21 protein-coding genes are annotated in these 21,317 nt (G+C 70.2%); 11 read left to right on the forward strand and 10 right to left on the reverse strand.

Features of this window, described 5'->3' with window-relative positions:
• Positions 1-35 precede the first annotated feature (35 nt).
• On the reverse strand, positions 36-1,007 hold the full coding sequence (locus AAID08_RS23930; protein ID WP_054500817.1) for a D-2-hydroxyacid dehydrogenase family protein: 972 nt from the start codon (positions 1,005-1,007) through the stop codon (positions 36-38).
• 89 nt (positions 1,008-1,096) lie between these two features.
• Here AAID08_RS23930 and AAID08_RS23935 point away from each other — a divergent pair, with 89 nt between their 5' ends.
• Both AAID08_RS23935 and AAID08_RS23940 read left to right on the forward strand, forming a co-directional pair.
• Positions 1,097-1,996 (forward strand): LysR family transcriptional regulator, encoded by a 900-nt coding sequence (locus tag AAID08_RS23935; protein ID WP_006386038.1) that lies wholly within the window; start codon positions 1,097-1,099, stop codon positions 1,994-1,996.
• Positions 1,997-2,119: 123 nt separating this feature from the next.
• Positions 2,120-2,908 (forward strand): hypothetical protein, encoded by a 789-nt coding sequence (locus tag AAID08_RS23940; protein WP_064527710.1) that lies wholly within the window; start codon positions 2,120-2,122, stop codon positions 2,906-2,908.
• Positions 2,909-2,974: 66 nt separating this feature from the next.
• Here AAID08_RS23940 and AAID08_RS23945 read toward each other — a convergent pair whose 3' ends face one another.
• Both AAID08_RS23945 and AAID08_RS23950 read right to left on the reverse strand, forming a co-directional pair.
• Positions 2,975-3,739 carry a class II aldolase/adducin family protein gene (locus tag AAID08_RS23945; RefSeq protein ID WP_116793682.1) on the reverse strand — a complete coding sequence of 255 codons (765 nt, stop codon included), beginning with the start codon at positions 3,737-3,739 and terminating at the stop codon, positions 2,975-2,977.
• A gap of 126 nt (positions 3,740-3,865) precedes the next feature.
• Positions 3,866-5,284: a PLP-dependent aminotransferase family protein gene (locus AAID08_RS23950; protein WP_395756969.1), complete on the reverse strand. Its 1,419-nt coding sequence runs from the start codon at positions 5,282-5,284 to the stop codon at positions 3,866-3,868.
• A 163-nt stretch (positions 5,285-5,447) separates the two neighbouring features.
• Between AAID08_RS23950 and AAID08_RS23955 the strand changes: the two genes are divergently transcribed.
• The 3 genes from AAID08_RS23955 (at position 5,448) to AAID08_RS23965 (ending at position 7,903) form a co-directional block, all read left to right on the forward strand.
• On the forward strand, positions 5,448-6,176 hold the full coding sequence (locus tag AAID08_RS23955; protein ID WP_395756970.1) for a sulfite exporter TauE/SafE family protein: 729 nt from the start codon (positions 5,448-5,450) through the stop codon (positions 6,174-6,176).
• Between the two features lie 110 nt (positions 6,177-6,286).
• Positions 6,287-7,156 carry a hypothetical protein gene (locus AAID08_RS23960; protein WP_064525898.1) on the forward strand — a complete coding sequence of 290 codons (870 nt, stop codon included), beginning with the start codon at positions 6,287-6,289 and terminating at the stop codon, positions 7,154-7,156.
• A gap of 30 nt (positions 7,157-7,186) precedes the next feature.
• Positions 7,187-7,903, forward strand: a complete 717-nt coding sequence (locus tag AAID08_RS23965; RefSeq protein ID WP_175188971.1) for a hypothetical protein — start codon at positions 7,187-7,189, stop codon at positions 7,901-7,903.
• Between the two features lie 4 nt (positions 7,904-7,907).
• On the opposite strand, the gene AAID08_RS23970 is transcribed toward AAID08_RS23965, so the two are convergent.
• Positions 7,908-9,062: an NAD(P)/FAD-dependent oxidoreductase gene (locus AAID08_RS23970; RefSeq protein ID WP_064525895.1), complete on the reverse strand. Its 1,155-nt coding sequence runs from the start codon at positions 9,060-9,062 to the stop codon at positions 7,908-7,910.
• 72 nt (positions 9,063-9,134) lie between these two features.
• Here AAID08_RS23970 and AAID08_RS23975 point away from each other — a divergent pair, with 72 nt between their 5' ends.
• Positions 9,135-9,575, forward strand: a complete 441-nt coding sequence (locus AAID08_RS23975; RefSeq protein ID WP_240806433.1) for a MarR family winged helix-turn-helix transcriptional regulator — start codon at positions 9,135-9,137, stop codon at positions 9,573-9,575.
• On the opposite strand, the gene AAID08_RS23980 is transcribed toward AAID08_RS23975, so the two are convergent.
• The 4 genes from AAID08_RS23980 to AAID08_RS23995 form a co-directional block, all read right to left on the reverse strand.
• Positions 9,566-9,964: a PRC-barrel domain-containing protein gene (locus AAID08_RS23980; RefSeq protein ID WP_054500808.1), complete on the reverse strand. Its 399-nt coding sequence runs from the start codon at positions 9,962-9,964 to the stop codon at positions 9,566-9,568. The two genes, AAID08_RS23975 and AAID08_RS23980, sit on opposite strands and share 10 nt — an antisense overlap.
• A 62-nt stretch (positions 9,965-10,026) precedes the next feature.
• Entirely contained in the window at positions 10,027-10,332 is a 306-nt protein-coding gene (locus tag AAID08_RS23985) for a YqjD family protein (protein ID WP_054500807.1), read from the reverse strand.
• A gap of 92 nt (positions 10,333-10,424) precedes the next feature.
• Positions 10,425-12,194: a thiamine pyrophosphate-requiring protein gene (locus AAID08_RS23990; RefSeq protein WP_395756971.1), complete on the reverse strand. Its 1,770-nt coding sequence runs from the start codon at positions 12,192-12,194 to the stop codon at positions 10,425-10,427.
• Between the two features lie 203 nt (positions 12,195-12,397).
• Positions 12,398-12,877: a VOC family protein gene (locus AAID08_RS23995; RefSeq protein ID WP_054501211.1), complete on the reverse strand. Its 480-nt coding sequence runs from the start codon at positions 12,875-12,877 to the stop codon at positions 12,398-12,400.
• A gap of 340 nt (positions 12,878-13,217) precedes the next feature.
• Between AAID08_RS23995 and AAID08_RS24000 the strand changes: the two genes are divergently transcribed.
• Both AAID08_RS24000 and AAID08_RS24005 read left to right on the forward strand, forming a co-directional pair.
• On the forward strand, positions 13,218-13,817 hold the full coding sequence (locus AAID08_RS24000) for a hypothetical protein (RefSeq protein ID WP_395756972.1): 600 nt from the start codon (positions 13,218-13,220) through the stop codon (positions 13,815-13,817).
• Positions 13,810-14,919: a hypothetical protein gene (locus AAID08_RS24005; protein WP_395756973.1), complete on the forward strand. Its 1,110-nt coding sequence runs from the start codon at positions 13,810-13,812 to the stop codon at positions 14,917-14,919. Before AAID08_RS24000 ends, AAID08_RS24005 begins: the two co-directional genes overlap by 8 nt.
• 18 nt (positions 14,920-14,937) lie before the next feature.
• On the opposite strand, the gene dmeF is transcribed toward AAID08_RS24005, so the two are convergent.
• Together dmeF and AAID08_RS24015 are read right to left on the reverse strand one after the other, a co-directional pair.
• On the reverse strand, positions 14,938-15,969 hold the full coding sequence (gene dmeF, locus AAID08_RS24010; RefSeq protein WP_175142642.1) for a CDF family Co(II)/Ni(II) efflux transporter DmeF: 1,032 nt from the start codon (positions 15,967-15,969) through the stop codon (positions 14,938-14,940).
• Between the two features lie 57 nt (positions 15,970-16,026).
• On the reverse strand, positions 16,027-16,299 hold the full coding sequence (locus AAID08_RS24015; RefSeq protein WP_054415202.1) for a metal/formaldehyde-sensitive transcriptional repressor: 273 nt from the start codon (positions 16,297-16,299) through the stop codon (positions 16,027-16,029).
• A 343-nt stretch (positions 16,300-16,642) separates the two neighbouring features.
• Between AAID08_RS24015 and AAID08_RS24020 the strand changes: the two genes are divergently transcribed.
• The 3 genes from AAID08_RS24020 to AAID08_RS24030 are packed head-to-tail and all read left to right on the forward strand — an operon-like array spanning position 16,643 to position 21,305.
• Positions 16,643-17,833 carry an MFS transporter gene (locus AAID08_RS24020; protein ID WP_175144950.1) on the forward strand — a complete coding sequence of 397 codons (1,191 nt, stop codon included), beginning with the start codon at positions 16,643-16,645 and terminating at the stop codon, positions 17,831-17,833.
• A gap of 17 nt (positions 17,834-17,850) precedes the next feature.
• Positions 17,851-19,566 (forward strand): ABC transporter ATP-binding protein, encoded by a 1,716-nt coding sequence (locus AAID08_RS24025; protein ID WP_395757841.1) that lies wholly within the window; start codon positions 17,851-17,853, stop codon positions 19,564-19,566.
• Positions 19,563-21,305 carry an ABC transporter ATP-binding protein gene (locus AAID08_RS24030; RefSeq protein ID WP_395756974.1) on the forward strand — a complete coding sequence of 581 codons (1,743 nt, stop codon included), beginning with the start codon at positions 19,563-19,565 and terminating at the stop codon, positions 21,303-21,305. The genes AAID08_RS24025 and AAID08_RS24030 overlap by 4 nt, the downstream gene beginning before the upstream one ends.
• The last annotated feature ends 12 nt before the right edge of the window (positions 21,306-21,317 follow it).

Raw genomic sequence — 21,317 nt, forward strand, 5'->3', positions numbered from 1 at the left:
GCGGCGGACCGGCCGCGGCGCCCGCGAAACGCCTGTCAGGCCAGGACCGCGGGATTGATCACGTGGATCGGCTTGCCGGCGGCGTAGGCAACGATCTGGTCGAAGACGTCGGAGAACTGGGTCTCGTATTCGTCCTCGGTGACGTAGCCGATGTGCGGCGTGCAGATCGCGTTGGGCAACTGCAGCAGCGGATGTTGCGGATCGATCATCGGTTCCGATTCGAACACGTCCACCGCCGCCGCGCCCGGCCGGCCCGCGGCCAGCGCCTGCGCCAGCGCGCCCGGCTCGATCAGGCCGGCGCGGCTGGTGTTCACCAGCAATGCCGACGGCTTCATGCGCGCCAGGTCCTGCGCCGTGACGATGCCGCGCGTGTCCGGCACCAGCCGCATGTGCAGCGACAGCACGTCACAGGTCTCGAAGAACGCCTGCTTGTCCGGCGCCACGTCCCAGCCGTCGTCGCGGGCCCTTTGGCGCGAGGCCTCGCGCGCCCACACCAGCACCTTCATGCCAAAGGCGGCGCCGTAGCGCGCCACTTCGGCGCCGATGCGGCCATAGCCGTAGATGCCGAGCGTGCGGCCGCGCAGCGTGCGGCCCATGCCGGTCTGCCAGGTGCCCTGCTTGAGCAGTTGCACCGCCTGCGGAATGCGCCGCATGCCGGCCAGCACCAGGCCCCAGGTCAGCTCCGCCGCCGCGTACGACGGCGTGCCGGCGTGCTGGTTCGAGGACAGGATGACGCCGTGCGCGGTGCAGGCGTCGACGTCGATGTGCGGATAGACGCTGCGCTGGCTGATCAGCCGCAGCTTGGGCAGGCGCGCGATGAGCGGCGCGCGGATCTGGGTGCGTTCGCGGATCAGCACCAGCGCCTCGGTGTCGCGCAGGCGCTCGGCCAGCGCGTCCACGTCCTGCACATGGTCGTTCCAGACCGTGACGGCATGGCCGTCGAGTTTGCGAAAACAGGGCAAGCCCCGCAGCGTGTCGAAATAGTCGTCCAGAATCGTGATGTTCATGGTCTGTCTCCTGCCAGGATGCGGGCATTGTGAGCGCCGCCTTGCCGACCGTAAAATGATATTAATTAGTCAATTGATGCGTTTTTCTCATGAAAATCGACGTGCTCGGCGTGCAGGCCTTCGTGGCGATCGCGGATCACAAGAGCTTTCGCCGCGCCGCCGGCGAGCTCAGCATCACCCAGACCGCGCTGAGCCGCCGGCTGCAGAACCTGGAATCGTTCCTGGGCGTGCGGCTGGTGGAACGCACCACCCGCTCGGTGGCGCTGACGCCGCCGGGCGACAGCTTCCTGCCGCAGGCGCGGCGGCTGCTGGCCGACCTGGCCGCGGCGCTCACCGAGATCCGGGAAACCGGCAAGGCCCAGCGCGGCGACGTGACGCTGGCCTGTGTGCCGACCATCGGCGTGCACTACCTGCCGCACATCCTGCAGCGCTACAGCGCCGAGCATCCGCAGAACCGCGTCAAGGTGCTGGACCATTCTTCCGGCGCGGTGGCCCAGGCGGTGCTCACGCGCGAGGCCGAGTTCGGCATCAACATCGCCGAGACCCACGCCCCCACGCTGCGAAGCATCCCGCTGCTGCAGGACGACTTCGTGCTGATCTGCCGCGAGGACCATCCGCTGGCGCGCCGCCGCACGCTGCCCTGGGAAAAGCTGGAGGGCCACCGGCTGATCTTTCCCGGCGCCAGCAGCAACAACCGGCCGCTGCTCGATCACGCGCTGGCCGAGCTGGCGCCGCGGCTGACGGCCTTCTATGAAGTGCAGCGCAGCTCGACCGCCGTCGGGCTGGTGGCGGCCGGCGCCGGCATCGCCGTGGCGCCGCGGCTGGCCTGGCAGGCCGGTTCGTATCCGGGGCTGCGCGTGGTGTCGCTGCACACGCCGGTGGTGAGACGCACCTTTTCGCTCATCAGCCGCAAGGGCGCGCACCTGTCGCCGGCCGCCCAGGCCTTGCACGACCTGATCCTGCGGCACCGCGCGCAGGGGCCGCGCTGACGCGCCGCCCGACGCGGAACTTTCGCACCGCCTTATACAATTGGTGACGCTTTGCCGGAGGAATCGGGCCACAATGCGTCGGCGCTTTTCCCGACCGCTTTTCCCGACCCATTAGGAACCACGATGAACAAAGCCCTTGCGGCGCTGCTCTGCGCCGTCCTGCCCGCCGCCGCGTCCGCGGTGCAGCCAGATGTCGAGCCCCTGACGCTCAACCCGCAAAACCAGCTTTACTGCAACAAGCAGGCCGACTGGTGCGTGGGGATCAAGGTCGACGGCGGCTTCGAGGATAACGGCCCGTTCGCCACCAGCCGCACCCTGCGCGCCGACTACCGCTTCTGGGACCTGCCCGACATCCCGAACTTCACGCGCTTCACGGTCTGGCCGCACCTCATCCGCCTGAGCGAGGAACGCGCGCTGGTCGGCGTGATCGGCCCCAACGAGCCGGACTACAAGGAAGAGATCCAGTTCCCCGGCGGCAGCTTCTCGCGCCGCGACCTGTACCTGTTCATGGTCGACCTGGGCGACAAGTCCTCGGCCCTGGCGCACCTGCTGCCCTACTCCGCCAAGGCCGGCATCCGCGCCTGCGCCAACGAGGCCGACGAGAAGCGCCGCGCGGGCAACTGCATGGACTATTACCGCTATGACGCCACGGTGAAGGCCCTGCCCAGCCAGCAGCCGTACCCGGACCTGCAGGTCACCACCCAGGCCACGCGCAGCCCGGCCGACGCCAGCCGCTACGCCGACGCGAGCAAGCGGCCCGCGCCGACGGCCGCGCAGTTGCAGCCCCTGGCCGACAAGCAGTGCAGCTACACGGTGACCTACAAGTGGAAGGAAGACGGCTCGGTCTACCAGCCGGCCACGCCGGTGCCGGACTGCGCCGAGTTCCTGGAACCGCAGCCCCGGAAGAAGTAAGGCGCGGGCCCGGCCGCCCAGGCGCAGCCCCGCCGCGCGGGCGTAACGCGCCCGGCTGCGGACGCCTCAGTCGGCGTAGCCCGGATTGCGCCGGTCCAGCCGGCGCAGCAGCCCCGGCCAGGCCAGCGCGGCCTTGTGGGCGCGGTCGGCCGGGGATTCCACCGCGGCGCGCGCCAGCACCTCGGGCGGAATGAACGTCAGTTCGCCGCCCGCCTGCGCCCGCACCTGCACCATGCAGGCCGCTTCCAGCCGGTGCATGGCCTGGAACGCTTCGGCCATGCTCTGCCCCACCGTCAGCAGGCCGTGATTGCGCAGGATCAGGTAGTTGTTGCTGCCCAGGTCGCGCACCAGCCGCGGCTGCTCTTCGGGATTGAGCGCCAGGCCCTCGTAGTCGTGATAGCCGAGCGAACGCAGCACGATGAACGCGAACTGCGACAGCGGCAGCAGGCCTTCCTTCTGCGCCGACACCGCCACGCCGTTGATCGAGTGCGTGTGCAGCACGCACATGGCGTCCTTGCGGGCCGCGTGGATACAGCTGTGGATGGTGAAGCCCGCCGGGTTGATGTCGTACTCCGATTCCATCACCTTGCGCCCGTGCAGATCGATCTTGACCAGGCTGGACGCCGTGATCTCGTCGAACATCATGCCGTAGGGGTTGATGAGGAAATGCTCGGTGCCCGGCACCTTGGCGGTGATGTGCGTGAAGATCAGGTCGTCCCAACCGAACAACGCCACCAGCCGGTAGAGCGCCGCCAGGTCCTTGCGCACCTGCCATTCCGTCTCGCCGACCCGTTCGCGCACGCTGGCGCCCGTCTGCCCTGCCGTATCCATGCTGTCTCCCTTTGTGGTGTTCTCCCGCCGCAAGGACGCGGCGGGGTCTGTTGCGCACTGTATTCGGTTTGGGCGCCGGCGGCGGCGCGGCGACGGCAAGCGTCCGCAGCGTGCAACGCTGCCCGGTCAGCGGGTGTCGGCCGCCGCCTGGCGCAGAATGGCGGCCAGGCAAAGCCCCAGCGCGTCGGCGCGCGCCGGCGTGGCCTGGCCGATGCCGAAGACCAGTCCAGGCTCTGGCGCAACCATGCAGAATTCCGAATAGGTGCGGGCGCCGTAGCCGGCCCGCGCCAGCGCCTGCACCACCAGGCGGTCGTCGATGGCGGGGTTGCGGAACCGAACCGCCAGCTTCAGGCCGCCGACGCCGTCCGCCACCCGCAGCCAGCGCCCGCAATGGCGCGTCAGCGCGCCCACCAGGTTGTCCATGCGTTCGGCGTAGACGGCGCGCATGCGGCGGATGTGGCCGCGGAAATGGCCGTCGTCCAGGAAATCCGCCAGGCCGGCCTGGATGTGGATCGAGACCTCGCCCTGCCGCAGCGCCATGTCGGCCAGGCACGGCGCCACCAGCGCCGGCGGCAGGATGGCGTAGGCCACCCGCAACCCTGGCGCCAGGGTCTTGGAGAACGTGCCGATGTAGGCCACGCGCTGGCCGCTGTCGATGCCCTGCAGCGCGGCGATCGGCCGCGTGGCGTAGCGGAACTCGCTGTCGTAGTCGTCCTCGATGATGAAGGCGTCGTGGCGTTGCGCCGCCTCCAGCAGCGCCAGGCGCCGCGGCAGGGTCATGTTGGCGCCGGTGGGACACTGGTGCGACGGGGTCACGTAGATCAGGCGCGGCGGGCCGTCGGCGGCGCGGGCCGGATCGATGCCGGCGTCATCGCAAGGCACCGGCGCCAGCCGCGCCCCGGCCCGCTGCAGCAGGGCGCGCGCTTTCGGGTAGCCCGGGTCCTCGATCCACGCCACGGGCGCCTGCGGCGTCAGCGCGACACGGGCCAGCAGATCGATCGCGGCCGCCACCGAGGGCAGGATCACCACCTGGTCAACCTGCGCCACCACGCCGCGCGCCGCGCCGACGTGCGCCAGGATCGCGCTGCGCAGGGCCGGCAGGCCGGCCACCGGTCCGTAGCCCAGGTCATGCACGCGCAGCGACTTGATGCGGCCGGCGACGCAGCGCGACCAGGCCGCCGCCGGAAAGCTCCTGAGGTCGGGAATGCCGGGCTGGAACGGCAGGCTGCGCGCGGCCGGCGCCGGAGGTGACGGCGGCGGGGCGTCGAGCGGCCCCGCCAGCGGCCGCGGCTGCCGCGCCGCGACCCGGGTGCCGGAGCCGCGCACGGTCTCGATATAGCCCTCCGCGCGCAGGCGGTCATAGGCCTGCACCACGGTCGATCGGGCGACCCGCAACGCCAGCGCCAGGGCGCGGGTCGACGGCAATTTTTCGCCAGCGCCGAGCCGGCCCGCCAGCACGCGTTCGCGAATGGCCCGGCACAACTGCCCTTCGAGATCGCCCTGGGGCCGGTCCAGCACCAGCCAGGTGACGGCGGCGGATGTCATGGCGGAAAGCGCGGAACGGGTCTGCCGGAATTTTAGTGGCATCGGCGCCCGCCGCGCCGCCCGCGCGCCACACTGGTAGGGCGGACATCGGCAAAGCGGACGGTTGCGGCGGCGGCGATCGGCGCTACAAGTATGCGCCCCCCCCCCGCCCTCACCGCTTCGCATGTCCTACGACCCGCTTCTCATCACCGGCGGCGCCCTGGCCGGCGGCCTGGTCTCCGGCCTGACCGGCTTCGGCACCGGCCTGACGGCCCTGCCGATCTGGCTGCTGACGCTGCCGCCCGCGCTGGCCTCGCCGCTGGTCATCCTCTGTTCGGTGGTCTCGCAGGGACAGACCCTGCCGTCGATCTGGCACGCCATCGACCTGCGCCGGACCGCGCCCTTCGTCGCCGGCGGCCTGCTGGGCGTCCCGGTCGGCGTGGCCATCCTGCCCCACGTGCCGCCGCGGTTGTTCCAGGGCGGCCTGGGACTGCTGCTGATGACGCTGTGCACCGTGCTGCTGCTGAACGGCCACTATCGCCTGCCACGCACCAGCCGCCTCGCCGACGGCCTGGTGGGCCTGGGCGGCGGCCTGCTGGGCGGCATCGCCGGGCTGTCCGGCCCGCTGCCGACCCTGTGGGCCGGGTTGCAGGGCTGGGGCAAGGACGAGCGGCGCGCGGTGTTCCAGTCCTTCAACCTGTCGATCCTGGCGGTGGCGCTAGTGTCGCAGGCGGTATCGGGCTATCTCACCGGCGAAGTCATGTCGCTGGTCTGGCGCGCGCTGCCCGGCACGCTCGTGGGCGCCTGGCTCGGCCGGCGCCTGTACCACCGCGTCAATGTCGAGGTGTTCAACCGCATCGTGCTGCTGGTGTTGCTGGTTGCCGGCATCCACATGCTGATCCAGGTGTTCTGACGCGCAAACCCGTTGTTCACGGGCAAGTCCGTCTACAATTCAGGAATAATTCAGGTTCGCCGAAGAGCGGGGCTCGGCGTGCCACGACGACCTGTGAAGACGGAGACACCATGCAAGACCCCATCAGGATCTTTGTCGGTTGCGACCCCAACGATTGCGATCTCGAGCAGATGATGGTGCTGGACTACAGTGCCCGCAAGCATGCCTCGCGCCCCGTCGAGATCACCTGGATGCGCCTGTCGCGCGACCCGGCCAGCCCCTGGTACTGCGATCCGGAGCGTGGCCGCGGCTGGCGCACCGAAAAATGGTCGACGCCATTCTCGGCTTTCCGCTGGGCCGTCCCCGCCGCGGCCGGCTTCCAGGGCCGCGCCTTGTACATGGACGCCGATATGCTGGTGCTGTGCGACCTGGCCGAGATCTGGGACCTGCCGCTGGACGGCGAAGCCATCGTCGCGGGCCGTCGCGACGGCGACGGCTGGCGCTCATGCGTGGCGCTGTGGGACTGCGCCCGTGCGCGCGCCCATCTGCCCACGCTCGAGGTCCTGCGCGCCAAGCGCCACGCCAATCGCGAGATGAAGCATTACTTCGCCGACCGGCCGCACCTGGTCCAGCACCTGGACGCCCGCTACAACAGCATCGATGGCGAAAACCTGGCGCGCGACGAGATCGGCATCCTCCACTATTCCGACATGGGCACGCAGTTCTCGCACCGCTACGCGATGCCGCGCCTGCGCGCAGAGGGCCGCCAGCACTGGTTCGACGGCGAAGTGGTGACGCACGCCCGTGCCGACCTGGCCGAGCTGTTCGATCGCTACTACCAGGAAGCGCTGGCCGCCGGCCATTCGCCCGACGACTACCGCAACGACGCGCCGTTCGGCAACGTGGTCAAGGCCTCGCAGAAGAACTACACCGGCAACCGGCCGCGTCCGGCGCGCCGCTCGTGGGTGCAGCGGCTGTGGGCCAGCGCGCTGGGCAGTTGAAGCCGGGCGGGTTTGGGCTCTAATAGGGCCATGCCCACCGCCCCCCTCGTTTCGTATTTCTGGAGCGGCGACGCGCTGCGCAGCCGCAGCGTCGGCGCCGCCGTGCGCACCGCCACGCTCACCCTGCCCGCGCCGCCGGCGCGCCTGGTCGCCGACTGGGCGCGGGAAATCGACACCCGGCTCGAACTCGAACCCGGCGACGTCGAGCAGATGCCGCTGGCGCGCACCATGGCCCGCTGGCCCGAATACGGCGCCTGCGTGCGGGCCATGCGCGACTGGAGCGCCGCGCTCGGGCTGGGCGACCTGCTGGCCGACTGCGACATCGCGCTGATGGCCTGCCGCGGCGCCCGCTACCATCACGACGGCAATCAATACGGCGGCGCGGCCTTCTGCAATCTTTTCCTGAGCGAAGACAAGGAACTGGACCTGTTTTTTGCGCAGACCGGCCAGCGCATCGCGCTGACCCGCGGCACCGCCGTGCTGTTCGACACCTGCCAGCCGCATGGCGTGGTGCCGCGCGGCGCTCGCGCGTTCCGCGAAAGCGACTTCGCGCCGCGACCAGACCTGTCGCAACTATTCCTGACCTGGGAATTGCCCATCGAGGACCCGCGCGTGGCCGCCGCGCTGGACATCCGTTTTGACACAGACCCGGCTGGCGCAGCCGGGCTCGCTGGGGAGCAGGTGCGGCGCGGCGGCGCGCGCCTGGCCGTGCGGCCCGGCAGCGGCGATTGGGAAGCCGCCGCCTGACGGATCATGGACCGGGCCGGGCGTCATCGTGATGCGCCTCGTGTCCGTGCCACGGGGCCTGCGCCTGCGGGTTGTCGAACAGCTCGTCGAGCGACTCGATGCATTGCGTCGCCACAGCCGCCGCGCGGTCCAGCATCGCGGCCTCGCTGCGGCGCTGCGCGGCGCGCCAATCGTCGCCACTGACCAGCGCCTCGGCCAGCTCCGCCGCATCCTGCATCGCCAGGTTCACGCCGACCCCTAAAGGCGGCATCACATGCGCGGCATCGCCCACCGCGGTCAACCCCGTCCGATGGGGCCAGCGCGTGCCCGCGGGCAACGACACGATGGGCCGCACCGCCGCGATCCGGTCCGCCTCGGCAATCAGCGCCAACAATGACGGCGACCAGCCGGCAAAGCGCGCCAGCAGCGCGTCCTTGCCGATGCCCGCCAGGGCCGGGTCCGGACGGCTGCCCGCCTGCGGCCCGGTGCGCAAGGCCGCGTAGACGCGCACGGTCGCGTTGCCGTTGCGCTGCGCCACGATGCCGTTGCCGCGATGCCGGGAGAACATCGTGCCGTGCCCGACCCGGGCGGCCGCCTCGGGATGGCGGCGGTCCACATCGTGCAGCCACAACTCGACGAAAGTGACGCCGCAGTACACCGGCTGCGCCGGCGTCAGCGCCGCGCGCACCCGCGACCAGGCCCCATCGGCGCCGATCACCAGGTCATAGGGTCCCATCTCGCCGCCGGCGCAGCGCAAGCCATGGCGCCCGTCGGCGCGAGGGATGACGTCCTCTAGCCGCCGCCCCCAACGCACGGTGCCGGCGTCCAGCGGCCGCAGCAGCAACTGGCGCAGCGCCAGGCGGTCGATCTCAGGCCGCTCTCCCATCCCCGCTGCTGGAATCTCCTCGCGCAGGACCGCGCCAGTGGCGTGATGCACCAGCCGTGTTTCCTGGTCCTCGTGGCGCGCCACCGCCATGAACGCATCCAGCAGGCCCGCCTGCGCCAGGGCCCGCTGCCCCTGCCCCGGATGCAGATCGAGCGATCCGCCCTGGTCGCGCGCGTCGATCGCGGCGTCGGCCTCGAACACATCGGCGCGCCAGCCATGGCGTTGCAGGATATTGGCGAGGGTAAGGCCGGCCGGGCCGGCGCCGATGATCGCGATGGTGGGGACTTGCGGCATGACGGCCTTTCCCTTAATTTAATAGGCACCTATGCATAGTACATAGGTGCCTATTAATTTAAAAGAGGACGTATGGCCACTCCCCCCGACTGGCAGCCAGGACGGATGCCCACGCTGTTGATCCACCGCTATGCGCGGCTGATGGCTCGGCGGGTGGACGAGGAACTCAAGCCCATCGGCATCACCGCCTCGCAACTGCCGGTGCTGGTGGCCCTGAAGGACGGCGCGCGGCTGACGCAGAAAGAACTGGCGCAAGCCTGCGACGTGGAGCAACCCAGCATGGCGCAGTTGCTGACGCGCATGGAACGCGATGGACTGGTGCAACGCGAACCTTCGCCGACCGATGGCCGCAGCAGCCTGCTGTCACTGACCGCCGCCGCCCGGCGCAAGCTGGAGCCGGGGCGCGCCATCCTGCGCCGGATCGACGAGCGGGCCTGCGCCGTGCTGACGCCGGCCGAGCGCGAAGCGCTGGCCGGCATGATGCTGCGGCTCCTGGAAGACGCCTACCAGTAGATGTCCTGGTTGTAGTACTTGTGCAGGTCACGCGCCCAGGTCTCGTCGGCCATGCTGGGCCAGTTGTCCTTGTCGAACCCCGGCGCGTTCTTGAGCGTCTCCTTGTCGACGTTGAGCACGAAGCACTTGCGGTCGGTGTCCAGCGTCAACGCGTTCCAGGGAATGGCGAACAGTTTTTCGCCCATTCCCAGCACGCCGCCGCGCGCCAGCACCGCATAAGCCACCCGGCCGCGCGGCACGTCGATCATGATGGCCTTCACGTCCCCCAGGCTCTCGCCGGCCGCGTTGTAGACGTCGTTGCCTTCCAGGGTATTGGCGGCCATGACTTCCGGTCCAGGGCCCAGCGCCTTGGTTTTCGGCCCGCCGACGATATTCGATTGATGTTCCATGGTGTCGCTCCCGCGCGGTTTCCCGCGGCATGTCGTGAAATGAATCGATAAAAAAGGATCGCTCAGCGACGGCGCGATTCCGCCATCAGGCAGGCGCCGGCCAGCGCGCCCACCAGCACGGCGCCGGCGATGGTCTTCCAGGCGTTTTCATGCACATAGCCATCGGTGGCGGCCGATACCTCGCGGGCCCGCCGCCAGGCATGCCGGCCCCGCTCGCGGGCCTCGGCGCGCGCGGCGTCGAGCTGGTGCTTGAGCCGATCACGCGCCGCTTCGATCTCCGCGCCGCCGTAGCTGGCGGTGCTGCGCAGCAGATTCTCGGTTCCCGATACCAGTTCACGCAGCGTGTTGCTGCCATTTTGTGTAGCCATGACCTCTCCTTGAAAAAATGACTGCCGGACGTCGGCCGGTTCAGGCGGCGGCCGCGCCCCTCTAAACCGTTAGCAAGTCGCGTGCCGCGCGCTCAGCCAGCCCACCATTGCTTGAGCGTGGCGCGCAGCGCCGCGGCGCCGGCGCCATCGCTTTCCTTGCCCAGCGCGGCCAGGTAGGCGCGCGCCTGCTTGAGCGACACGTGGGGCGGCAGCGGCGGTATCTCCGGATCGGTCACCACTTCCAGCACGACCGGCCGCCCCGCCGCCAGGGCCTGGTCCCAGGCCGGTCTGACCTGATCCGGCGCGGTCACGCGAATGCCTTCCAGGCCAAGCAGGCGGCCATAGTCGGCATAGGAGAACTGCGGCAGCCACTGCGAATCGGCAAAGCGCGGATCTCCGCCCATGACACGCTGCTCCCACGTCACCAGATTGAGATCGCCGTTGTTGAGCACCATCACCACCAGCGTTGGATTGCTCCATTCATGCCAGCGGTGGGCGATGGTGATGAGCTCGTTGATGCCCAGCATCTGCATCGCGCCGTCGCCCACCAGCGCGATCACCGGACGGCTGGGATAGGCCAGCTTGGCCGCCACGGCGTATGGCACGCCGCAGCCCATGCTCGCCAGGCCTCCCGATACCGAGCCCATCATGCCTTCACGCAACTGCACGTCGCGCGCGTACCAATTGGCCGCCGAGCCGGAGTCGCAGGTGACAATGCAGTCCGTTGGCAGACGCTCGGACAATTCCAGGAAAGGCAACTGCGGGTTGACCGGATTGGCCGCGACCGCCGCGCGCGCGTGCACCTTTTCGCGCCACCGTTCCACCCGCTTTTCGATGTGGCCGCGCCATTGGTCGGCGGCCTTGGGCCGCAGCAGGGGCAGCAGCGCTTCCAGCGTCAGCCGGGCGTCGCCGACCAGCCCGACCTCGGCGGGATAGCGCAGGCTCAACTGGCGTCCGTCCAGGTCGATCTGCACGCAACGCGCCTGCCCTTCGCGCGGCAGGAATTCGGCGTAGGGAAACGAGGTGCCCACCATCAGCAGGGTGTCGCATTCGTTCATCATTTCCCAACTGGGCTGGGTGCCCAGCAGGCCGATGGCGCCGGTAACGTATGGCAATGCATCCGGCAGCACCGCCTTGCCCAGCAGCGCCTTGGCCACGCCCGCGCCCAGGCGCTCGGCCACCGCCCGGACTTCGTTGCCTGCCGCCAGCGCGCCCGCGCCCACCAACATCGCCACCCGCTCGCCGCGATTGAGGATGTCCGCCGCGTTCTCGAGCGCGGCAGCCGGGGGCACGGACGCGTGCGAGGTGACGCCGATGCCGGTGTGCACCGTGCCGTGCTCGCGCGGCGGCGCGGGCACGGCTTCGAGATCCTGCACGTCGTTCGGAAAGATCAGGCAGGTGACGCTGCGCCGTTCCATGGCGATGCGCATGGCGCGGTCGACCATGTGCCGCGCCTGCAGCGGCGAGGTCACCATGTGCACGAAATCGTGCGCCACGTCCTTGAACAGATTGGCGAGGTCCACCTCCTGCTGGTAGTCGCCGCCCAGCGCGCTGCGAGCCTGCTGGCCCACGATCGCCACCACCGGCTGATGGTCCATCTTGGCGTCGTACAGGCCGTTGAGCAGGTGGATCGCTCCGGGTCCGGAGGTGGCCATGCAGACCCCGACCTGCCCGGTGAACTTGGCGTGGGCACACGCCATGAAGGCCGCGGCTTCCTCGTGCCGGGCCTGCACGAATTGCAGCGCCTGGTTGCGGCCGAAGGCGCCGATCAGTCCATTGATGCCGTCCCCTGGATAGCCATAGATGCGTTGCACGCCCCACTGGCCGAGGCGGTCCAGCACGAAGTCGGATACGGTTTGCACGGGGTTCTCCTTGCGATTGCGATGATGCAATCACCCGCCTGCGCAATTGCCGTTCCCTCCCCCCCCTGGCGCGGTGGCGGCGGACACGCCTCCCATGGCATCCCTTACAAGGACCGGTAATTAACGGCCCCCGCGCAGGGCCCGACCAACGCTTCGTTCGGGCTGCCGGCGGCTTGAGCGTCACCGGGAGGTTGGCGCGGCCTTCAACCGCGCACCGCCGACTCGATGCCGGCGACGTCGATCTTGCCCATCTGCATCATGGCCTCGAAGGCACGCCTGGCGGCGGCGCGGTCCGGCGACACCAGCGCCTCGGTCAGCACCCGCGGGGTGATCTGCCAGGACAAGCCCCAGCGGTCCTGGCACCAGCCGCACACGTTTTCCTGGCCGCCGTTGCCGACGATCGCGTTCCACAGGCGATCGGTCTCCGCCTGGTCATCGGTGGCGACCTGGAACGAGAAAGCCTGGTTGTGCAGGATGCCGGGGCCGCCATTCAAGCCGAGACAGGGAATGCCGGCCACCGTGAACTCCACCGTCAGGACATCGCCCTCGCGCCCGGACGGATAGTCGGCGGGCGCATGCATCACGCGGCCCACGGCGCTGTCGGGAAATGTCTGCGCGTAGAACCGGGCCGCGTCCAGCGCGTCACGGTCGTACCAGAGGCAAATCGTATTCTTGCTGATCATCATCGGTCTCCTGCGATGAGAAGCGACACACGAAACGAAACGCGCGCGAAACGAAACACGCGCCGCGCGAACCCGCGCGCAACGCGCGAGCTCGACACGCGCCGGCGAAGTCCGCGCGCCGCGCGCTGAAGAATGCTGCCCGGTCGAGCATAACGCCGGCCCTGGCGCGCAGACGTTACGAAGCGTTGGCAATCTCGCCGTGCCCCGCCACGGCGATCCTCCCACCGAGGTGACAGACCGTCGCCGCTCTGCGCATAATCCCGGGCATTCCGTCCTTCCGCAGGGGCCCACCGGCATGTCCTCCCCTACGCTGGCTTCTGCGCGTCTTGCCGTCCTTCGCATGCGCTACGCGCTTTGCTGCGCCGCCGCACTCTTGTGGCTGGCCTGCGCGGCCCCCGCCCAGGCCTTCGACCGACAGGCCCAGACGCAGCGCTACCAGCAATGGCTGGCCGATTTCGAGCGCGACCTGCTCCGGCTGGCCGCCGTGCCCACCCCCACCGACGCCGACGTCGAGCGCATTTTCGCCGACACCGTGGTGCCGTCATCGCGCGCGTTGGCCCTCGTGCGCCAATTGGCCGCGCAGCCGGCCGGCACGGTGTCGGGAGAGATTGCCTACCAGGGCCGGACTCGCCTGCTGCTTGGCCTGTTGCGGCAATCGGTGGTGGCGGGCGACGGCGGCCCCTACACCGACACGCCGCCGGGCAAGGCGCCCCTACAGTTGCGCGCCTGGTATCTGCATATCGACGGCGGCGGCCGGCTGGAGCCCCATTTCAACGACCCCGACGCCTACAAGCCCTATCGCCTGCCGCCCGACGGCAAGCTCGAGCGCGACGCCTATCCCTTCCTGGTGTTCGACGACGGGCCACGCCTGCGACTGGGCGCCATGACGCGGGAATACTGGGACGTGGTGCGCTTTCTGGACGGGCTGCAACATGGCTGACGCGACGATGTCCCGCCGCTGGCCGCGCCGTCTCGGCGCCGCGCTGCTGGCCGCGGCGCCGACGCTGGGCTGGGCCGCCTGCGCGCCCATCGACACGCCGTTCGGCGCCGAGCCGGCGGGCGCCGCGCTGCGCCCCCAGCCGCTGGCGCTGGCGCTGGACGGCCCGCGCGTGCTGCTGGGCCTGCACGGCGAACGCGTGCAAGCCGACACCCGGCTGATCACCGTGGCCGAGGACGGCGATCTCACGCCGCGCCTCTGGCCCGACGCGGTGGACTGGAGCGTCTACGCCAGTCGCGCCGGCGAGCCCGGCGCGACCGTGTTGCAGCGCGATGCCGACGGCCGGCTGTGCCGCATCGACCGCTACCGGCAGGTGCGCGGACGCCAGGTCGAGGATGGCGGCTACCGGCTCGCCTACGATGCCCAGGGCCGGCTGGCGGCCTACGCCGAATTCACGTCGGCGCGCAGTGGCAAGGGCGCGCTGCAGCAGGCTTGCGTCGCCCGCGACGCCCAGGGCCGCGTCACGGCCGTGTTCCTGGACGATTGCGGCGGCACGCCATCGCGGCCGGTGTACTACGTGCGCGACGATGCCGGCGCCCTGCTGCGCATCATCGACCTGCGCGCCGGGCCGCTCGGCGCGCGGGTGCAGCGCTTGAACGCCGATGGCACGACGCGCGCGGTCTACCGGTCGCGTCCCGATCCCGACCGGGACGGCGCGATGATCGCCTATGCCCTGCCGGCCAATCCGCAGGACCGGATCCTGCCGGTGGCGCCCGGCGCCTCGCCGATCGTCATCACCGTGATTCCCGACGAGCCCTGGCGCGTGGTGCGCGTGCCGGCCGACACGGTCGAGGGCGACGGCCTGCCGTCGTGGGATTCGAAGGTGCAGACGGTGCTGCTCAAGGGCGTCAGCAATGCCCAGGGCCGTGTGGTGCTGGCGTCCGCGCAGATCGCGCCGTTCCACCGGGCCTTGCGCGAGACCCCGGGCCGGGTGTTCCTGTATGTGCACGACATGACCCGCTTACTGCCCGTCACGGCGCTGGATGCCAAGGCCTGGGGCCGCTGCGTCGACCCGGCCCGGGGTGACGCCGGCGCCTGCGACTGAGCCCGCGGGCCGTCTCGTTCAGGGGCTGGCTTGCGTCTCGACCGTCAGATGCGACAGGCCGGCGATATGCGCCAGCTTGGCCTTGTAGAAGGCGCTGTCGCGCGGATGGCGCGTAACCAGCGACACGATCGCGGCATAGTGGCCCGGACCGACCTGCCACACATGCAGGTCGGCGATCTCGCCGTCGCCGGCATCCAGGGCCTGTTCGATGTCGCGCCGCATTTTTCCGCTCTGCGGCGCGGCGTCGAGCAGCACGGTGCCCGAGTCGCGGATCAAACCCCACGACCAGCGCGCGATGACCAGCGCGCCGACCACCCCCATCGCCGGATCGGCCCATAGCCAGCCGTAGCTGCGGCCCAGCAGCAAGGCCGCGATGGCGAGAACCGAGGTCAAGGCATCGGCCAGCACGTGGACGTAGGCGGAGCGCAGGTTGTTGTCACGGACCCGCGCGGGATGGCCATGACCGGCGGCTGGCGCGCGGCCGTGGTCGTGGCCGTGGTCGTGGTCGTGGTCGTGGTCGTGATGGCCGCGATCATGGGCGCCATCGACATGACGGCCATGATCATGGTCATGCCCATGGCCGCCATGGCCGTGCGCATGGCCATGGTCATCCTTCAGCAGCCAGGCCGATACCAGGTTGACCAGCAGCCCGGCGACCGCGATGGCGATGGCCTCGTCGAAACGGATGGGCACCGGATCGACCAGCCGCGCCAGGCTGTCCCAGCCGATGATCAGGGCGATCAGCGCCAGCACGATGGCGCTGGCGAACCCCGCCAGCTCGCCCAGCTTGCCCGTGCCGAAGGTGAAGCGCGGATTGCGGGCCTGGCGGCGCGCATAGCCGTAGGCCAGCGCGGTGATCAGCATGGCGCCGGCATGGGTCGACATGTGCCAGCCATCGGCCACCAGGGCCATCGACCCGTAGAGATTGCCGGCGATGATTTCGACGACCATCATGCTGGCGGTCAGGGCGATGACCCACCATACCTGGCGCTCGTTGCGCCGATGGTCCTGGCCGAGGAAGACATGATCGTGGGACGGGGAATGATTCATGGGGTTGCTCCTGCTGCCCGCCAGGCCCGTGACCGACGGCCCGGCGCCGGCGGGCGGTTATTTCATGTAGGCCCGGATGACATCCATCATTTCCCGCGCCGCCTGGACCCGCTCGGATTCGGACGGCGCGTGCACCACGTGCTCGTCCAGATGGCCCTGCATCACCTCGGCGGTCAAGCCGCTGAGCGCGCCGCGCGCGGAAGCCAGTTGGCGCAATACCTCGCCGCAGGGCGTCTCGGCCTCCAGCGCGCGCTCCAGGCCATCGAGCTGGCCGCGGATGCGGCGCACGCGGGCGATGAGTTTTTCTTTCTGGCGGATGGTGTGGGCCATGGCGGATGAATGCCTGAATATAGTCTAGGGGACTATATTATAAATACCACGACGCAAAAGGAATGCCCCTGCCACCGCTCCCGAAAAGCGGACGAAGGCAAGCCGCCCCTGCCCGAAAGCCCACGGATACCCCGGCGCCGCGGGGCGAGACGGCCGGCAATGACACGGTGCGTCTATCCGATTCAGGCTGAAATGACCCGATTCGGGTAGAAATAACAATAACAATCATTATCATCAATGAATTCGCGGCGCATTCCCTCCCGGGCTTGCCGCGTTCGCCCCGCGCCGCCCCCGAGCGGCACGCCCGGCATCCGCCTGCTCATTCCTCCGGAGAATCTTCCCCGTGCCATCGCGCCGCGCCTGGGCCTTGCTGGCCAGCCTCTACAGCACCCAGTTCCTGGGGCTGATGTTCTTCGTCATCGCCATGGTGGCCATCCTGCGCGACGGCGGGGCCAGCCTGGACACCCTCGGCCTGGTCTACCTGATAGGCATGGCCTGGCCGCTGAAGGCACTGTACGCCCCCTGGATCGACCGCCACGCCACCGGCCTGCGCGGCCACTACCGCGGCTGGCTGCTGGTGACCCAGGCAGGGCTGGTGCTGTGCCTGGCGCTGATCGGCATGCTTGACCTGCGGACCGACTTCACGGCGATCTACCTGTTGTGCTGGGCCACCGCCTTGTTCTCGGGCGCCCAGGACGTGGCGCTCGACGGCCTGGCCTGCCGGCTGCTGACCCGTCCGGCCGATCGCGGTTTCGGCAACGGCCTGCAGATCGCCGGCGGCCTGATCGGCAACCTGGTCGGCGGCGGCATGATGCTGATGTTGTATCCACGGCTGGGTTGGCGCGGCTGCTGCCTGTTGCTGGCCGCGCTCACGGCGGTGTCGTGGATCCAGCTTCTGGGTTACCGCGAACCGCAATGGCCCCGCAGCGCCGGCCCCGCCAGCCATGCGCGCCTGCTGGCCTTCTGGCGCGGACCGCAACGCAAGCGCTGGTTGCTGTTGCTGGTGCTCTATCCGGCCTCCGCGTCGCTGGGGTATGCCGTCATCATGCCCTCGCTGATCGACACCGGCTGGTCGCTCGCCGACATCGGGCTGGTCCTCAACGTAGTCGGCGCCAGCGCCGGCCTGCTCGTGGCGCTGGCCTACGGCCGCCTGCTCAAGCGCTGGTCGCGGCGCGGCGCCACCCTGTCGGCGGCGCTGTTGCAGGTGGCGGGCATCGCCGGCCTGGCGCTGCCCGCCATGGCCTGGGGGTCGCATGCCACGGCGGGCGTGGCGGTGGTGCTGTACTACATGCTGTACACGCCGGCCGCCACGGTGCTGTGCACGCTGATCATGGATCAATCGTCGCCGCAAAGCCCCGCCACCGACTACACCCTGCAGATGAGCGTGAGCCATTTCTTCGCGATGCTGCTGACCTCGGCCGGCACCATGCTGGCCGGCCGCATCGGCTATGGCGGCGTGGTCGGCGCGGCGATCGCGCTGGCGGTGCTCGGCCTGCTCGCCGCCATGCGCTGGGTTCCCCGGGAGGCGGCATGAACAAGCCCTGGGAAATCATGCGGCCGGTGCGCGGCCGGATCCGCCTGGCCATGGGCCTGGCGGTGGCCGGCGTGCTGTGCAGCCTGGCGAGCCTGGGCTGCCTGGCCCTGGCCATGCGCGACCTGCTGCGGGCCTCGGCCGCCTACCCCTGGCCCGCGTTCCTGGGCGCGCTGGCCTGCACCCTGCTGGCCTGCTTCCTGCGGCTGCAGGCCTTCAACCAGTCGCACTATGCCGCCTTCCGCCTGGAAGTGATCCTGCGCAACGACCTGGTCCGGCACTTGTCCCGGCTGTCGTTCGGCGAATTGCAGGCGCTGGGCAGCGGTCCGCTGGCCAAGGTGGTGCAGAACGACGTGCAGGCGCTGCACGTGTTCGTGGCCGACAGCACGCCGCTGTTCGCCCGCGCCTACGCCATGCCGGTATTCAGCGCGGCGCTGCTGTTCGCGCTGGACTGGCGCATGGCGCTGGCCGCCGTGGGCGTGCTGGCGGTGGGCGCCGGCGGGCTGTCGCTGGCGATGCGCGGGCGCGAAACCATGACGCGGCGCTACCACCAGGCGCGCGAACAGGTCAGCGCGGCGGTCATCGAATACGTGCAGGCGATGCCGGTGGTGCGCACCTTCGATACCGGCCAGACCACCTTCGGCCGCTACCATCGCGCCCTGGAGCGCTACCTGGTCGTGCTGACCGATTGGTATCGCAGCGCCAGCTTCAGTTCGCGCTTCGCGATCGCCGTGCTGGGCCCGCTGCCGACGCTGGCGGCGCTGCTGTGGCTGGGCGCCTGGTGGACGGCGCAGGGCCAGCTCGATTTTCCCGTCTGGCTGGCCTTGCTGCTGTTTGGCATGGGCATGGCCGAGGCCATGTTCCCGATGATGTCGCTGGCGCACATGATCGACCAGGCCAAGCTGAGCGTGGCGCGCATCCAGCAGGTGCTGGCGATCACGCCGCTGCCGCCGGCGCGCGCGCCGGCGCGTCGTCCTGCCGACGCCAGCGTGCGCTTCAAGGACGTGCGCTTCGGCTATGGCGGCGCCCCCGCACTGGACGGCCTGAGCTTCACCGCGCACGCCGGCCAGTTGACGGCGCTGGTGGGCCGCTCCGGCGCCGGCAAGAGCACCGTGGCGCGGCTGATCGCGCGCTTCTGGGACATCGACGCCGGGCGCCTGCTGGTGGGCGGCGTCGACGTGCGCGACCTGGAACGCGAGACCCTGTTCGAGCACGTCGCCTTCGTGTTCCAGGACAACTTCCTGTTCTCCGGCAGCGTGGCCGAGAACATCGCCATGGGCCGTCCCGACGCCAGCCCGGCCGAGATCGAGGCCGCCGCCCGGGCCGCGCAGGCGCACGACTTCATCCTGGCGCTGCCCGACGGCTACGCCACCGTGCTGCGCGAGGGCGGCAAGGACCTGTCCGGCGGCCAGCGCCAGCGCCTGACGATCGCCCGCGCCGTGCTGATGGACCGCCCGATCCTGGTGCTGGACGAGGCCACCGCCGCCACCGATCCCGAGAACGAACGCGCGGTCGGCGCGGCGCTGGCCGCGCTGATGCGCGGCCGCACCGTCATCATGGTCGCGCACCGGCTCGCCAGCATCCGCCACGCCGACCAGATCCTGGTGCTGGACCGTGGCCGGCTGGCCGAATGCGGCACGCACGACACCCTGGTCGCGGCCGGCGGCCTCTACGCCCAGTTGTGGCACAACCATCAACGCGCCCGTCGCTGGACCCTGGGCGAGCAAGCCTCATGACCACACCTCCCGCTCCCTGGCGCGACACCTATCGACGCCTTCTCCGCAGCGCCGGCAGCCAGGCCGGCCGCCTGCGCGCCAGCCTGTGCCTGCTACTGCTCGCCGCCGTCTGCCAGGGCCTGTCACTGGCCTGCATCGTGCCCCTGTTCGTCCATGTGACCCGCGGCGATCCCTGGCGCGCCGCGCTGGTCTGGCTGGCGGGCTTCACCCTGCTGGCGGCGGCCGCCATCGTCCTGCGCTGGCGGGCGCAGGGCTTCGATTATCGCGGCCACATGGCGCGCGCCACGCACGAACTGCGCGTGCTGCTGGGAGAACAGTTGCGGCGCATGCCGCTGGAGGCGCTGCAGGCCCACCGCACCGGCGGCATCGCCGCCAAGCTGCTGGGCGGCGTCGACGAACAGATGAACTACGCGCTGACGGTGATCAACCTGATCCTGGGCGCCATCGTCACGCCGGCCGCGGCCGCCGTGGCGCTGCTGGCCTGGGACTGGCGGCTGGGCGTGGCGCTGATGCTGGTGTTCCCCGCCATCGTGCCGCTCTACCGCTGGCGCCGGCCGGCGCTGGACCGAGGCCACGACGCCACCGGGCGCGCCAACGAGGCCCTGAACGCCGAACTGCTCGAATACATGCAAGGGCTGCCCGTGTGCCTGGCGACGGGCCGCGCCGGCGCCGCCAACGAACGCCTGCGCGCCGGCTTCGAGCAGCTCGAGCAATTGCAGCGCGAACACCACCGGCGCGGCGCCAAGCCGTCGCTGATGGTGGCCGCCGTCGTCGAATCCGGCATGCTGGCGATCCTGGGCTGCGGCATGCTGTGGGTCACGCAGGGCAGCCTGGCGCCCGCGGCGCTTGGCGCGGTGCTGGTGCTGGTGGCGCGCTTTGCCGAACCGCTGGCGACCTTTGTGAACTTCACCACGGTCCTGGCGCTGATCGAAGCCGCGCTGGCCCGCATCGAGGAGCTGCGCGCGGTGGCGCCGCTGCCGCAATGGCCCTCGCAGGGCGGCCCGGTCGGGCCGGCGGACATCCGCATCGAAGGCCTGGAGTTCCGCTACGCCGGCGGCACTGCCCCGGCGCTGCGCGACATCGACCTGGACCTGCCGGCGCGCGGCCTGACCGCGCTGGTGGGGCCGTCCGGTTCCGGCAAGACCACGCTGACGCGCCTGCTGATGCGCCACGCCGACCCGCAGCGCGGCGCGATCCGGATCGGCGGCGTGGACATCCGCGGCCTGCCGCCCGCGGACCTGAACCGCCTGATATCGACCGTGTTCCAGGACGTGCACCTGTTCGACGACAGCGTGATCGGCAACATCGGCATGGCGCGGCCCGAGGCCGGCGAGGCCGAGGTGCGGGCGGCGGCGCGCGCCGCCCATTGCCTGGACTTCATCGAGCGCCTGCCGCAAGGCTGGCAGACCCGCCTGGGCGAGGCGGGCGGCAAGCTGTCGGGCGGGGAACGCCAGCGCCTGTCGATCGCGCGCGCCATCCTCAAGGATGCGCCGATCGTGATCCTGGACGAACCCACCGCCGCGCTCGACACCGAAAGCGAACTGGCGGTGCAGGCGGCCATCGACACCCTGGTGGCCGAGCGCAGCGTCATCGTCATCGCCCATCGCCTGTCGACCATCGTCGCGGCCGATCGCATCCTGGTGTTCGAGGACGGCCGCATCATCCAGCGGGGCACGCACGCTGAGCTGCTGGCGCAGCCGGGGCGTTATCGGCGGATGTGGCAGGCGCAGCAGGGGTAACCCGCGGCCGCC

It is taken from the genome of Achromobacter sp. EB05, assembly GCF_044232075.1.
Taxonomy (GTDB): Bacteria; Pseudomonadota; Gammaproteobacteria; order Burkholderiales; family Burkholderiaceae_B; genus Achromobacter; species Achromobacter dolens.

Bases quoted from the DNA above. Each gene is read 5' to 3' on its own strand.
- AAID08_RS23975 (WP_240806433.1), top strand. From the start codon at position 9,135: ATGGCCACTCCCCCCGACTGGCAGCCAGGACGGATGCCCACGCTGTTG.
- AAID08_RS24015 (WP_054415202.1), bottom strand. From the start codon at position 16,299: ATGGCCCACACCATCCGCCAGAAAGAAAAACTCATCGCCCGCGTGCGC.
- AAID08_RS23960 (WP_064525898.1), top strand. From the start codon at position 6,287: ATGCAAGACCCCATCAGGATCTTTGTCGGTTGCGACCCCAACGATTGC.
- AAID08_RS23985 (WP_054500807.1), bottom strand. From the start codon at position 10,332: ATGGCTACACAAAATGGCAGCAACACGCTGCGTGAACTGGTATCGGGA.
- AAID08_RS23955 (WP_395756970.1), top strand. From the start codon at position 5,448: ATGTCCTACGACCCGCTTCTCATCACCGGCGGCGCCCTGGCCGGCGGC.
- AAID08_RS24025 (WP_395757841.1), top strand. From the start codon at position 17,851: ATGCGGCCGGTGCGCGGCCGGATCCGCCTGGCCATGGGCCTGGCGGTG.
- AAID08_RS24030 (WP_395756974.1), top strand. From the start codon at position 19,563: ATGACCACACCTCCCGCTCCCTGGCGCGACACCTATCGACGCCTTCTC.
- AAID08_RS23940 (WP_064527710.1), top strand. From the start codon at position 2,120: ATGAACAAAGCCCTTGCGGCGCTGCTCTGCGCCGTCCTGCCCGCCGCC.
- dmeF (WP_175142642.1), bottom strand. From the start codon at position 15,969: ATGAATCATTCCCCGTCCCACGATCATGTCTTCCTCGGCCAGGACCAT.
- AAID08_RS23950 (WP_395756969.1), bottom strand. From the start codon at position 5,284: ATGACATCCGCCGCCGTCACCTGGCTGGTGCTGGACCGGCCCCAGGGC.
- AAID08_RS23995 (WP_054501211.1), bottom strand. From the start codon at position 12,877: ATGATCAGCAAGAATACGATTTGCCTCTGGTACGACCGTGACGCGCTG.
- AAID08_RS23965 (WP_175188971.1), top strand. From the start codon at position 7,187: ATGCCCACCGCCCCCCTCGTTTCGTATTTCTGGAGCGGCGACGCGCTG.
- AAID08_RS23980 (WP_054500808.1), bottom strand. From the start codon at position 9,964: ATGGAACATCAATCGAATATCGTCGGCGGGCCGAAAACCAAGGCGCTG.
- AAID08_RS23935 (WP_006386038.1), top strand. From the start codon at position 1,097: ATGAAAATCGACGTGCTCGGCGTGCAGGCCTTCGTGGCGATCGCGGAT.
- AAID08_RS23930 (WP_054500817.1), bottom strand. From the start codon at position 1,007: ATGAACATCACGATTCTGGACGACTATTTCGACACGCTGCGGGGCTTG.
- AAID08_RS24005 (WP_395756973.1), top strand. From the start codon at position 13,810: ATGGCTGACGCGACGATGTCCCGCCGCTGGCCGCGCCGTCTCGGCGCC.
- AAID08_RS24000 (WP_395756972.1), top strand. From the start codon at position 13,218: ATGCGCTACGCGCTTTGCTGCGCCGCCGCACTCTTGTGGCTGGCCTGC.
- AAID08_RS23945 (WP_116793682.1), bottom strand. From the start codon at position 3,739: ATGGATACGGCAGGGCAGACGGGCGCCAGCGTGCGCGAACGGGTCGGC.
- AAID08_RS23970 (WP_064525895.1), bottom strand. From the start codon at position 9,062: ATGCCGCAAGTCCCCACCATCGCGATCATCGGCGCCGGCCCGGCCGGC.